This window comes from Kribbella sp. VKM Ac-2571, assembly GCF_004362255.1.
Taxonomy (GTDB): Bacteria; Actinomycetota; Actinomycetes; order Propionibacteriales; family Kribbellaceae; genus Kribbella; species Kribbella pratensis.
The window spans coordinates 595,109-608,027 of record NZ_SNWS01000002.1 but is presented as its reverse complement, the minus strand read 5'-3'; the positions used below and the strand labels follow the sequence as shown (position 1 = coordinate 608,027).

10 protein-coding genes are annotated in these 12,919 nt (G+C 68.6%); 5 read left to right on the top strand and 5 right to left on the bottom strand.

Features of this window, described 5'->3' with window-relative positions; translation table 11 throughout:
- The first annotated feature begins 31 nt into the window (after positions 1-31).
- The 4 genes from EV651_RS07065 (at position 32) to EV651_RS07050 (ending at position 5,468) form a co-directional block, all read left to right on the top strand.
- Complete coding sequence (locus EV651_RS07065) at positions 32-1,438, top strand: MFS transporter (protein WP_133783197.1); 1,407 nt, start codon at positions 32-34, stop codon at positions 1,436-1,438.
- A gap of 113 nt (positions 1,439-1,551) precedes the next feature.
- Positions 1,552-4,032, top strand: a complete 2,481-nt coding sequence (locus EV651_RS07060; protein WP_133783195.1) for a DUF4091 domain-containing protein — start codon at positions 1,552-1,554, stop codon at positions 4,030-4,032.
- 4 nt (positions 4,033-4,036) lie between these two features.
- Positions 4,037-4,324, top strand: coding sequence for a 4a-hydroxytetrahydrobiopterin dehydratase (locus tag EV651_RS07055; RefSeq protein ID WP_133783193.1), 288 nt, complete (start codon positions 4,037-4,039; stop codon positions 4,322-4,324).
- Between the two features lie 76 nt (positions 4,325-4,400).
- Positions 4,401-5,468, top strand: coding sequence for an exo-alpha-sialidase (locus EV651_RS07050; protein ID WP_133783191.1), 1,068 nt, complete (start codon positions 4,401-4,403; stop codon positions 5,466-5,468).
- A 22-nt stretch (positions 5,469-5,490) separates the two neighbouring features.
- On the opposite strand, the gene EV651_RS07045 is transcribed toward EV651_RS07050, so the two are convergent.
- Positions 5,491-5,883 carry a DUF6401 family natural product biosynthesis protein gene (locus tag EV651_RS07045; protein ID WP_133783189.1) on the bottom strand — a complete coding sequence of 131 codons (393 nt, stop codon included), beginning with the start codon at positions 5,881-5,883 and terminating at the stop codon, positions 5,491-5,493.
- Between the two features lie 101 nt (positions 5,884-5,984).
- Between EV651_RS07045 and EV651_RS07040 the strand changes: the two genes are divergently transcribed.
- The gene (locus tag EV651_RS07040) at positions 5,985-6,809 is read left to right on the top strand and encodes an acyltransferase domain-containing protein (RefSeq protein ID WP_133783187.1); all 825 of its coding nucleotides are present in this window, start codon (positions 5,985-5,987) and stop codon (positions 6,807-6,809) included.
- Here EV651_RS07040 and EV651_RS07035 read toward each other — a convergent pair.
- From EV651_RS07035 to EV651_RS07020, 4 genes are all read right to left on the bottom strand, one after another.
- Positions 6,804-7,976: a hypothetical protein gene (locus EV651_RS07035; protein WP_133783185.1), complete on the bottom strand. Its 1,173-nt coding sequence runs from the start codon at positions 7,974-7,976 to the stop codon at positions 6,804-6,806. The genes EV651_RS07040 and EV651_RS07035 overlap by 6 nt on opposite strands.
- A gap of 99 nt (positions 7,977-8,075) precedes the next feature.
- Complete coding sequence (locus EV651_RS07030; protein WP_133783183.1) at positions 8,076-8,705, bottom strand: DedA family protein; 630 nt, start codon at positions 8,703-8,705, stop codon at positions 8,076-8,078.
- A 96-nt stretch (positions 8,706-8,801) separates the two neighbouring features.
- Positions 8,802-9,983, bottom strand: coding sequence for a cytochrome P450 (locus EV651_RS07025; protein WP_133783181.1), 1,182 nt, complete (start codon positions 9,981-9,983; stop codon positions 8,802-8,804).
- 9 nt (positions 9,984-9,992) lie between these two features.
- Complete coding sequence (locus EV651_RS07020) at positions 9,993-12,683, bottom strand: AAA family ATPase (protein WP_133783179.1); 2,691 nt, start codon at positions 12,681-12,683, stop codon at positions 9,993-9,995.
- Between the last annotated feature and the right edge of the window lie 236 nt (positions 12,684-12,919).

Genomic DNA, 12,919 nt, shown 5'->3' with positions numbered 1-12,919 from the left:
CAACTTAACTTGAACTTCGACGATAGCGGGCATGACCATCACTGAGGCCCGCCCCAAGCTGTTCACCGGACAGCATCTGCCACTGGTGCTCGGCGTGATCGGCCTCGTCACGCTCGGCGCGTTCGAGAATCGCGCGGTCGGTACGGCGTTGCCCACGATGGTGCGTGAGTTCGACGCGCTCGGCAGCTTCGGGCTCGCGAACGCGGCGCCGACCGCGAGCTACCTGATCTCGCTCGCGATCGCCGGCCTCTGGTCGGACCGCCGCGGGCCGATCCCCACCCTGCGTGCGGGCGCGATCTCGTTCACCCTCGCCCAGCTCCTGGTCGGTACGGCCACCGCGATGCCGATGGTGATCGCGGGACGGCTGCTGAGCGGTCTGGCCGAAGGCCTGCTCGACGTCTCGTTGATGGTGCTCGTCGCCCGCGCGCTGCCTGCCGTACTGCGGCCGCGGATGTTCTCGTTGTTCGCCGCGATGTGGATCCTGCCTTCGGTTCTCGGACCGGTGCTGACCGGCGTAGTGACGGAGCAGTTCGGGTGGCGCTGGGTCTTCCTCGGCGCGCTGGTCCTGCTGATCCCGAGCTGGCTGCTACTCCGCCCGGCGATGCGCCAATCGGCCGATGCCCCTGCGCCGGAGCGCACTGCCGAGGACGCGACCGAGCTGGCGGCATCGCGTGCCGCACTCCCCTGGGCCCTAGCGGCATCCGTCGCGTTGTTCTCGATGACTGTGGCCGGTGACCACCTCGAGGCGCATCCGGTGCTCGGCGGTACGACGGTCCTCGTCGCGCTCGTGGTGCTCGGGCTGGCCGCCGTCCGGGTGATGCCGGCGGGCACGTTCACCGCGCGGCGCGGCTTCCCCGCGGTGGTCGCCGTCCGCGCGCTGGGTGGGGCCGCGTTCGGCGGGGTCAGCGCCTACCTTCCGCTGCTGCTGACGCTGCAGCACGACTTCAGTCCGTCGCGCGCGGGGGTGACGTTGTCGATCACCGGGGTGTGCTGGGCGTTCGGATCGTGGTTGCAGGGCCGTGAGCACAGGATCGAGCGGGTCACCGTACTGCGGACCGGGCTGGCCCTGATGACCGTCGGCATCCTGGTGACCTCGCTGCTCGCGTGGACCGGGGCGACGACCTGGATCGGCTTCGCCGGCTGGGGAGTCGCGGGCATCGGCATGGGACTCAGCTCGTCCAGCCTGTCGGTGCTGACCCTCGACCTGTCCGACCAGAGCAACACCGGCCGCAACAGCAGTGCTGGTCAGATGGCAGCGACGATCAGCATCGCGACCGCACTGGCCGTCAGCGGCACACTGCTCGCCTTCAACGCCGACGACCCCCGGCCCTGGGTCTTCGGCACGATTGTCACCGCCGGCGCCGCCCTCGCCCTCCTCGGCTTCCTCGGCGCCGGCCGCGTCCGTCGCTCCCGGTCATCACCGTCAGCTCCGCGATGATCGAAGCTGCGTACAGCTGCAGCCAATCGGTCATTTTCCAGCACTCGACACCTTGACGCGCTCATCCTCCAGCTTTACGGTGAGGACCGTAATTCCGGCGAGAGGGGCAGCTCGTGAGGAAGACCGGTTCGTTGCTCGTAGCAATCACTGTGCTTGCGAGTCTGATTCAGGCGGGCACGGCCCAGGCCGCCGCGCCCGCCGGCGTGTTCCAGGACTTCGAGTCCGACACCGACCTGCAAGGCGCGACCGTCACCCTGCCGCAGATCGACAGGATCGAGCGCACCGCCGACCCGACGCACGGCAGCTCCGGCCTGAAGTTCACCGTTGGGCCGTCCAACACTCCGGGAGCCAGTGCGTCGTCCGGCATCAACCTGTACGCCGGAACGCCGAGCCTCCCGGTGCCGGACTGGTCCGGCCACATCGTGCTGGGCTTCGACTTCTTCACCGAGCAGGACTACACGACCGTCGGCCGGATCACCGTCCGGGACCAGTCGAACAAGGCGTGGGGCATGGACTATCCCATCCGGGCCCGTGACTGGACGCCGATCACGCTGCGGATGAGCACGATCGCGGCCGCCGGTGTCGACATCACCCGGATCGCCTACATCGGCTTCTCGATACCGCGATCCACGACGCCCGTCATCGGTCACTACGACGCCTTCCGGCTCGTCGACAGCTACCCGTACGACCAAACGCCGTACGGCGACATGGCGGCCGCCCAGCTACTGCGGCTGGTCGACTTCAACGGCGTACTGACGAGGCTTGCGGATCAGATCAAGGAACTCGACCGGTCGTTAGGGCATGAGGCAGCGGACGAGCGACTCAAGGCTCAGGTGCGGGTTGCGGAGGCGCAGTGCGCGGACCTGCGCGCGAAGCTCGCCGGGGGTCCGATGACGTATGCGCAGTACCAGCCGTTCAACGCGGGCGTCACCGCCTTGCAGCGGACCGTGCCGCGATTGTCGAACACCATCCAGGCACGGGCGCACGACCGCGGCGCCGACTTCGGTGTGGAGTCCGCCGACTCGATGGCGCTGGTGTACCCGAAGGACCTGCCGTTCACCTCGACCGGTACGGCGCCGACGGTGTCGCTGACCCGTGGTGAGTACGAGAACGTTCAGGCCGTCGTACTGCCGTTCGCCGAGCCGCTGACCGGCGTACAGGCCCGAGTGACGTCCGTATCCGGCAAGGGCGCAGTGCAGGCCGCTGTCGCTCCGGTCGGTTCGCTGAACGTGACGCCGACGAACGTGTACCACCGACCCACGTACGCCGGTTGGACGCCCGACCCGATCCGTGACGATCTGACGTCGGTCGCCGTACCCGCGGACACGTTCCAGCCGTACTGGATCCGCCTGAAAGCAGCAGCAACAGCCGCACCTGGCACGTACCACGTGACAGTCGCGTTCTCCGCGGCCGGCAAGCGGACCCGCACCATGACCGTGGCCGCCAAGGTCTGGCCCGTGACGGTGCCCGACGCACCGAAGCTCAACACCACGTTCCAGTTCACGCCCGCGATCGTGAACGACCTCTACGGGATCACCGACCCGGCGGCGCAGGAGGCTGCCAAGCACCAGTACTGGTCCTTCCTGCACGACTACAAGATCGAGCCGGACCAGCTCTACACCTGTGCGTGCATCCCCTCGAACGCGAACCCGGTGATCGTTCCGACCCCGGTCGAGGACGTGCTCTACATCCGGGACCACTACGGACTGCGTGACTTCAACGCGTTCTACCTGTGGGCCGGTCTGCTCAACCCGTCCAAGCCGGAGACCTGGCAGGCACAGATCGACACGTGGATCGCCCAGTTGCGGACCGCGATGGACAGCTACCGCGCGGCCGGTGTCGACAAATATGCATATGTGTACGGCTTCGACGAGGCGAACGGCCCGCTGCTGCAGGCGGCGAAGCAGACCTTCGCCGCGGTGAAGCAGGCGTTCCCGGACCTGCCGATCCTCACGACGTTGCGAGACAACTCGATGGGCGTCGACACCGGACTGGCCGGCCTCGTCGACATCTGGGCGCCGCAGCAGGACCTGTACGACCAGGCGGTCGCCGAGCGAACCCGTGCCCGCGGCGACCAGGCCTGGTGGTACCCGGACATCGCCACCGGCTCGCCGTTGCCGAACTGGTTCAACGGCTACCCGCCGATCGACGCCCGGACGTTGGTCGGACCAATGTCCTACAAGGCCGGCGTGGAAGGCGTTCTGTACTACGCGACCAACCGCTGGCTCCGCTCCGACCACACCAACCAGCTGCTGGTGAACGACGGCATCCTGTCCGCGTGGAAGGCAGCGACGTTCAACGGTACGGCGGGTGACGGGTCGATGTTCTACCCGGGACCGAACGGGCCGATGGCGTCGATCCGGCTGGAGAACTTCCGCGACGGAATGGAGGACTACAACCTCCTGTGGCAGTTGCAACACGACGTACAGAGCAAACCGGACCTCCCTGCCCAGCTGAAGGCCCACGCCGCCGAACTGCTCACAGCGGACGCCGTGGTGACCAACCAGCGCACGTTCACCGAGGACCCGGCGCGCTACCGCGCCTGGCGCACCGACGTCATCGCCACCCTGACCACCATCGGGGGTCTAGAGTGAGCGCATGGCTGAGCTCTTGACGGACGACCAGATCGATCTCGCGTTGCGCGACCACCTCCCGGAGTGGAAGGTCGTGGACAACGAACTGGTCCGAAGCGTCAAGAGGGACGCGTTCCTGGACGGCATCCGCCTGGTGGCGACCGTCGCGCAGCTGGCGGAGTCGATGAACCACCACCCGGACATCGACATCCGCTACACCACGATCACGTTCCGGGTCAGCAGCCACGACGCCGGCGGGATCACCGACGACGACCTCGTCCTCGCGCGGCACATCGACACCGCTGCAGGCTGACCGCTTTCCGTCATGGCGCTTGTCGGCCACGGCAAGCGCTGGTGGCCGTGCGGTCAAAGCCCTTAAACCTAAGGGCATGACCCCACGCCGCTTCGCCCTCGCGACCGCGACCGTCGCCCTGCTCAGCGTTCTCCCCACACCTGCCGTCGCAACCCCGGACCCGTCCTGGAACCGCCCACACTGCGGCAAGGTGTACGGCGACGGATCGGTGACGTTCACCGAGACCGACGGCCAGGTTCTCGCGGGTACGACGGGCACACTGCGCGCCGTCACCTACGCGAAGGTCGCCGCGCTGCAGGAACCGAACACCCTCATCGGCATCGGCCAGCAGACGATCCAGCGCTCGAATGACGCCGGCTGCAGCTGGCAGCTGCTCGACAAGACACCGGACGACCTGAGCACGTACGACATACAGCCGGGTCCGGGCGACTCGGCGTATGTCTACAGCGTCAACGACCAGCCCATCCATCGCGTGCACGGTTCGCAGGTCACCACGGTCCTCGGGCCGGTCGCCGGCGGCGGTCTGGCGGCGTTGGACGCGCGACCTGGACGACTGCGGGCCGTCGCGGGCGACGGGCAGCTCTACGACTCCGTCGACGACGGCACGAGCTGGCAGCGCGTCGGCGTACCGGCGGCTCCTGATCTCTTCCTGTACGACGCCGTGGTGGATCCGCGGAACCCGGATCACGTGGTGGCCGGCGTGATGTCGGACGGCGTGTACGTGACGTTCGACGGCGGGCGGACGTGGACCCGGTCGCGGCCGGTCGAGCGGGTGAACGCGTTCAGCCTGGCGATGTCGCCGGCCGACCCGTCGAAGGTCTGGATGGAGGGGTACGACCGGGACCGGTCGACCCGGTTCATCTGGGAGTCGACCGACGGCGGGCAGAAGTTCGGCGAGGTGCTGGACCAGAGCCGGGCCGACCTGATCAACGGCAACAAGATGTGGGCCTCACCGGTCGACGCGGACCTGCTCTACTTCAGCTACGGCACGTCCTTCATGAACTTCGGCGCCGACCTCTACCGCTTCGTCCCCTCCACCGGCGCCCTCACCAAGAACCACAACACCTTCGACGGCATCCCGTCCCTCGCCTTCAACCCCGCCAACCCGAAGATCCTCTACCTGGGCCTCGCCGAAGAACGGTGACGCAAGCCGTACCAGCCCCGGGTCACAGACGTGATCCGGGGCCCGGGTCGGGCAGGCCGCCGCCGACCCGAACCGGCGTGGCCAGCCCGGCCACCGCGGCGAGTCTCAGCGCGGTCCAGTCGGCGCGCGTCCAGTCGACCTGCTCCGGCAGTGACCACCCGGCGTCGGCCGCTTCGTCCAGGACGCCGTCGGCGTACCCGGCCAGCAGCACCACCCCGGCAACCACGCCGGCCCCGGTGACGCCGAACGCGAGGATGTCGCGAACCGCGGCCGCATGTTGGTCGATCTGCGCCCCGACGGCCGGGATCGCCAGCCCCGCCGTCAGCCCCGCCGTCGCCAAGGTGTCCGCCAACTTCGACAGCTTCTCCCGTGCCGCACTCTCGCTGCGCGGGGACCGCCCCCTGAACCAATGCACGCAGCTACGCTAACCGACGGCCGCCGACGCACATCACCCTGTCCACGAAACCGTCCGGACTCGTAAGTCTCTGGCTCGCGGGGATCGGTTACCGTTGATGAGTGACGAGTGTCGAGGAATATCGCCTGCTGGGGTTCGCCGATGTCGACCGGGAGGCGGCCGAGGCGTTCGTGCCGGACCAGGCAGTGGTGAAGGAGCTCGCGGACCAGATCCGCGGTGCGATCGGCAAGCTCGGCAAGGAGCCGGAGTTCCGGATGCCGGAGGACCCGCGGAACTCGATCCAGGCGTTCCTCGACACGGTCCCGGACATCCGCCGGTTCCACACGGAGCGCGGGATCCCGGACGACATCAGCTGGGCGACGCTCGCCGACCTCGGGCAGCAGATCAAGGTGAACCGGCGTACCCACGGCGACTACGGCCTCGAGACGCACTGGTGGATGACGATCCACTGGACCGGCCAGATCTACGCGCTCGGCCGGTTGCAGTACCTGCTGCACCAGGTCCCGGAGGACAAGCCGGTCCCCGGCACCGAGCCCGGTGAGTGGATCATCGGCGTCCACATCCCGGAGACCGGCCCGTTGACGCCGGAGCTGGTCGACGACAGCCTCCAGCAGGCCCGCGAGTTCTTCCCGCGGTACTTCCCGGAGTACTCCGTGCGGACGGCGAACCTGTGGTCCTGGTTGCTCGATCCTTACCTGCTCGACAACCTGCCGCAGGACTCGAACATGGTGAAGTTCGGCCGCCGATTCACGCCGTACGGGACGCCGAACGACAGCCAGGACAGCGCGATCTTCTTCACGTTCCGCACCCACGGCACCGACCACCTCGACGAGCTCCCGCAGGACACCCGTCTGCAGCGGCTCGTCGTCGGCCGGATCAAGGACGGCGGCACCTGGCAGAGCGCGTACGGCTACCTCGAGCTATGACGGGCGGTTCTGACCGCTAGGTACGCCGTACTTCGCGAGCCAGCTGGCCAACTCCATGTTGGACACGCACCGTACGTCGGGCTGCTTGCACGTCTCCGTCACGAAGGCGGTCAGCGCGTCGGAGTACACGCTGTTGTTCCAGCGGTTGAAGTGGTTGCCGAGGAACAGCGGCGGGTTGCCGCTCGCGCGCGACTTCGCGAGCGCCTGCCGGTAGGTCGCGAGAACCTGGGCCTTCAGCGCGGGCGCTTGGGCGATCGGCGCCTTGCGCGCCTGGGTCTGCGCGAACCACAGGTTGTAGTCCATCGTCAGCGTCTTCTTGGCGGTGCCGGCCAGCGTCACCGATTCGAGCGGGAAGTTCCACAGGCCGTCGGCCTTCTTCGGCCAGGCGATGTACCCGGGCGCGGAGGCGTCGTACAGCATGCCGCGCTGCGCCATCGCGAGCCGGTACGCGGGGCGGTTGCCCTCGAGGCACGGTGTCCGCATGCCCTTCACGGTGGCCGGGTCGAACGGCGGCTCGACGGCTCTGCCCGCCGCCAGTGCCGGGCCGGTCCGCACCATCCGGTCGAACGCGCCCAGTTCGGCGGTCCACTGCGCGGTCGTCCAGCGGCCGATGCCGGTCGGGCCGCAGAAGTGCCCGTTCGCGTGGGTGCCGATCTCGTGACCCTCGGCGATCGCCGCCCGCAGGACCTTCGTCCGGGCGAGGATGTTGGCCGTGTCGCCCCAGCCGATGTCGGAGGCGCCGGGTTTCTTGTACGGCGGTTTGTAGTCGGTACGCCGGTCGCCCGGGTAGAGGTACGGGCCGGAGAGGAAGAACGTCATCCTCGCGTTGACCTGCTTCGCGACGGCACGCCAGTGGGCCCACAGCGCGAGATCGCCCGCGCCGTCGAAGGACACGACGACGAACAGCGGTGGTTTGCCGTTGGGCAGCCGTCCCGGGAAAGACCGCAGTACCGGAGCTGCCGCCGGAAGTTTCCCCGGAGGCGGTGTCGATGGCTTCGTCGGAGGAGGCGTCGAAGGTGTTGGCGGCTTCGGGGTTTGCGCCGGGGTGCTGGGTTCAGGCGTCGGCTTACCGGTCGATTTGGGAGGGGCGGCGGGGCTCGGAGCGCCTTCCAGCGGTACGTCGGCACATCCGGCCAGGACCGCCGCGAAGACCACCGCAACGGCCACGAGGTTCGCCCCAGGCCTCACCACAGGTCTACTGACGCACGAACGCCCGCAAAGGTTGGCGCGAGACACGCGCTCGCGCGGAAACCCGGGCGGGGATCGTTAAGCGGCCGTGACCTTCGCCGTGCGCCGCTTCACGACGATCCGCCGGGACGTCTCGACGACGAGACCGATCACTGCGGCGAGGCTCAGGCTGAACGCGAGGCCTTTCAGTTGGTCGTGCGCGAACGCGTCACCGCCGAGGTACCCGAGCAGAGCGACGTACGTGTAGGCCACCGTCACACCGGCGAAGGTGAAGACGATGAACTTCTTGAACGAGTACCGCGTCGCGCCCGCCGTCAGCGTCGCGACCATCCGGGCGCCCGGGATGTAGCGGACCGTCATCAGGATCAGCCCACCGCGGGAGTGCAGCGCGGCCGAGACCTTCTCGTAGAGCCGCTGACGGCGCTCCTGGCGCTTCATCCACCGGTGCAGTGCCGGGCCGGAGCCGCGGCCCAGGAAGTAGCAGACGGACTCGCCGATGACCGAGCCGGCCATCGCGGCCGTGATGACGAGCAGCAGGTTCTGGTGACCGGCGGCCGCGGCCATGCCGGCGGTGATCACCATGCCCTCGCTGGGCACCACCGGGAACACCGCGTCGATCGCCGCGGCGGCGAACAGGATGAGCAGCAGCCAATGCGAGGCCATCGCAATGCCGAGCAGGTGTCGCGCGACCTCCATCAACTCCGTCACCCCGAAAGGATGTCATCCATTGTCAAGCGAGCCGCAATCCCAGCGATGTCGTTCAGGCGTGTTCACCCGATGTTCAGCCGATGCGACCGGTTGAGGTCAGAGCAGCACGGGCAGTTCGCGGATCGCGTTCATCAGCAGGCTCGGATGCCGCGGCGGATCCTGCTCGGGTACGGCGAGCCGCAGCCGCGGGAACCGCTCGAACAGCAGGCCGAGCGCGATCCGGCCCTCGAGCCGCGCGAGCGGGGCGCCGAGGCAGTGGTGGATGCCGTGCCCGAACGCGAGGTGCGCGGTGTCGGTGCGGGTGATGTCCAGCTCGTCCGCGCGTTCGACCTTCCGTACGTCGCGGTTCGCCGGGAGCAGCGCGAACACGATCACCTCGCCGGCCTCGATCCGGCGCCCGGCGATGTCGATCGGCGCGCGGGCGACGTACGGGATCGCGGCCTGCAGCGGACCGTCGTACCGAAGGATCTCCTCGACGGCGGTGGGCAGCCGCTCCGGCTCGTTCCTCAGCAGCTCGAGCTGGTCGGGGTGCCTGAGCAGAGCGTGTACTCCGTTGGTGATCAAGCTGACCGTCGTCTCGTGGCCGGCCGCGAGCAGCAGGAAGACCATCGAGGTGAGCTCGTCCTCGCTGAGGCGGTCGCTGCCGTCGCGCGTGGCGATCAGGGCGGACAGCAGGTCGTCGGTCGGCGCCTGCTGCTTCTGCAGGATCAGCTCATGGACGAACGCGAGCATCGCGGTCGTTGCCTCGATGTACTCGTCTGCGGTGTACACGGCGGCGTTGACGAATACCGACGACCAGCGGCGGAAGTCGTCCCGCCGTACCGCCGGGATGCCGATCAGCTCGCAGATCACCGTGATCGGGAGCGGGTAGCTGTAGGCGTTCACGAGGTCGACCGGCTCGTCCGCGCTGGCCATCTCGTCGAGCAGGCCCGTGGCGATCTCCCGGATCCGCGGCTCGAGCGCATCGATCCGGCGGCGGGTGAACGCGGCCGCGACGAGTTTGCGCAGCCGGGTGTGGTCCGGCGGGTTCGCACCCAGCATGTGCTGTTCGGTGCGCGCGATCAGGTCGTCCATGACGCTGTCGCGGTGCGGCCCGTCCATCGGCGAGCGGACCACGTCGGGATGGGCGAGCAGCTCGCGCGTCTCGGCGTACCCGGTGACGAGCTGGACGGGTACGCCGGTGAACAGCGTGAGGCGCTGCACCGGGCCCGTGGATGCGAGGTCTTCGAAGCCCCAATGCCGAGCGATTCCGCTGACCTCCGTGAACGGCTGCCTCATGCGGCCAGCCTACGTTCCGAGGTGCTCGGCCAGTTCGGTGCGCGAATGGATGCCGAGCTTCACGTAGACCTTGCGGAGGTGGTACTCGACGGTCTTCGGGCTCAGGAACAGCCGCGCTGCGGCCTCGCGGATGCTGTTCCCGTCCGCGAGCAGTACGGCGATCTGCCGCTCCTGTGGCGTCAGGTCGTCCGCAGTACTCGGCACACGACGCCGTGCGGTCTCACCGGTCGCCTTGAGCTCCGCTGCCGCCTGGTCCGCCCACCCGAGTGCGCCCAGCGTGTCGAAACCCTCCACGGCGAGCCGCAACTGCGTACGCGCATCCACACGCCGCCGTGCCCGTCGCAACCAAGCGCCGTACGCCAGCCGAGTCCGGGCAAGCTCAAACGCGTCCAGCGTCTCCTCGTGCCAGCCAAGCGCCAGAGCGAAGTCCGACTCGCTCTCACCGGCGACACCCCGCGCGCGTGCTGCTCGCGCCAGCGACCACGGCTGGCCTTTCGCCTCTGCCAATGCCGAGTGTTCGCTGACTACGCGCTTCGCATCGCCCGACCGCCCCAACCGCAGGTAGACCTCGACCAGCTCCGGTGCCGGCGACAGGTCCGGATCCTTCAGCCCGTACTCAGCCAGTACGCCGACCAACCGCTCGTACTGCGGTAGCGCTGCCGCCGGATCGCCACGTCCCAGCTCGAGGTCTCCCAGCGCGAACAGCGACCACACCGTGCCGAGGCGGATCTCATGCTCCGCACAGATCCGCAGAGACTCGACAGCAAGCTCCTGGCACTCCGGTCTGCCCTGGTGGGACATCAGCCAGGCCAGTCCGGCAAGGTTCATCGCCAGTTCAGTCGTTTGACCGGTTTCCCGCGACAGCCGGATCCCCTCGTCGTACGACGTCTCCGCATCGGGCCACCGATCGGTTGTCGCGTCGTCGCGGGCCAGCACGAACAAGAGGCCCGGCAGCGTCCCGAGAGCGACCTGCTCGCGTCTCTCGAGCATGGCCTGCTGTAGCAGGGCCCGGCCGGTACCTGTCTCCCTGAGGAACAACGCGGCCAGCACCATCCACACCTGGCGGCGGCGGTCCCGGTCCAGCTCGTCGGAAGGTGCCAGCGCGATCGCTGCACGGATCTGGTCCGTCCCACCGTTCCCGGCGAGCACCTTGGCGACGCCGCTCGCCAGCATGCCGATGATGCGCGGGCCAGGCCGATCGACTGCCGGCAGCAGGCTGTCGAGGTCGTACGCCACCTCCAGCGCGCCCGCGGCGTCGCACAGCCGGAAACAGGCCGCGACCGCATCCGCGAGCAGACCAGTGGCGATGGCCGGGTCCGTGGACTCCGCCGCGGCCGCGACCAGGATGTCGCGGGCGCGCCGCGGCGACCCGCACTTCACCTCGATGTCGCCACGAATCTCCTGCGCGCGGATCCGCACCGGCAACGGCGGCTGCAGGGTCAGCGCATCATCCAGCAAGGCCTCTGCCCGCTCCGCCAGTCCCGCCGACCACGCCGCCTCACCCGCGGCGACCAATCTGACCGCACGGTCCGGCAGACCCTGGCTAAGCCGCCCAGCACGCTCGTACGCCGTTGCTGCGACGGCATGTGCTCCACGAGCAGCCGCATGCTCCGCTGCAAGCACCAATCCGGCTGCCACCTCGTCGTCAGCGCCCAGGACTGCCTCTGACAGGTGCCACGCCCGCCGGTCCCGGTCCGGTGTGGCCAGAGCCACCGCGCGATGCGCCGTACGACGTGCTGCCGGGTCAGCACTCGTGTAGATCGCTGAGCGGACCAGCGGATGTCGCCACTGGACCTCATTGTCACGAATGGCGATCAGACCGGCTGCCTCGCCCTCCTCCAGCGCAGCGACGTCCACGCCGAGCTCAGCGCACACTCGAGACACCGCTCCGAGGTCACCGTCTAAGGCCGCTACAAGCAGTGCGGTGCGTGCGTCGGAGCTCAGCCGGTTTGCCCTGCTGGCAAAGGCTTCTGCGAGCATCGCGGGGACTGGGAACGGTACGCCTGGTGGCATCCGGTGCAAGCGGGCTGGATCATCAGCGAGCTCCAGCAGCGCCAGCGGGTTACCTGCCACGGTCTGGTGCAGCTGCTCGACCAGATCGTTCGGCAGATGCTGCACGACCTGCCGTGCGGCCTCCAGCGTGATGCCCTCCAGTTGCAGTCGGGGCAGGTCGGCCTCGAACGGATGCGGTTCGTCGACACGCGCCGCAATCAGCATGACGATCGGGTCGGCCACCAGGCGCCGGGCCGCGAACAACAGCGCCTCTGCGGACGGACGGTCCAGCAGGTGCGCGTCGTCGATGATCACTGCGAGCGGCGTGTTCTCGGCGTACCGGCAGATCAGGCTGAGTGTTGCGGCGCCGACCGCGAAGCGGTCCGCCGGGCCGGCAACCTCGGGTCCCGATCCGAGCGCGAGGGCCGATGCGAGCGCTGTCCGTTGCGGTCCGGGGATACGGTCGAGGCCGGCGAGGACAGGTCGCAGCAGTTGGAGCAGGGCCGCGAACGGCAGCTCCCGTTCGGCGTCGGTACCGCGTGCTCTCAGAACCTGGAGTCCGCCGGCCAGGGCAGCGGCCTCGTCCAGCAGCGTCGTCTTGCCGATGCCAGGCTCGCCGGTGATGAGCAGCACGCCTGCGGCTCCGACCCGCGCCCCCGCGATCAGTTGCTCGATCACCTGGCGCTCCGCCTCCCGCCCGATGAGCATGTCTCGCAGTGTGCACGGGTCCTGTCTGGTAATCCAGCGCCGTAGCGAGGAGGTGCTCGGTGCGGTGCATCGGCGTGCGGGGGCGAAGGTCTCGATGCGGAGCATCGTGGCCTTTGCACCCGTGCGGCGAGGTGCCGTGCCGAGTGCCCCGCAGTAGGCGATGGATTACCAGACAGGACCCTAGGTGGCCCACCTGATGCGATGGTGCGGCTCCTCTTCCTAGGTTCGCCGTACCA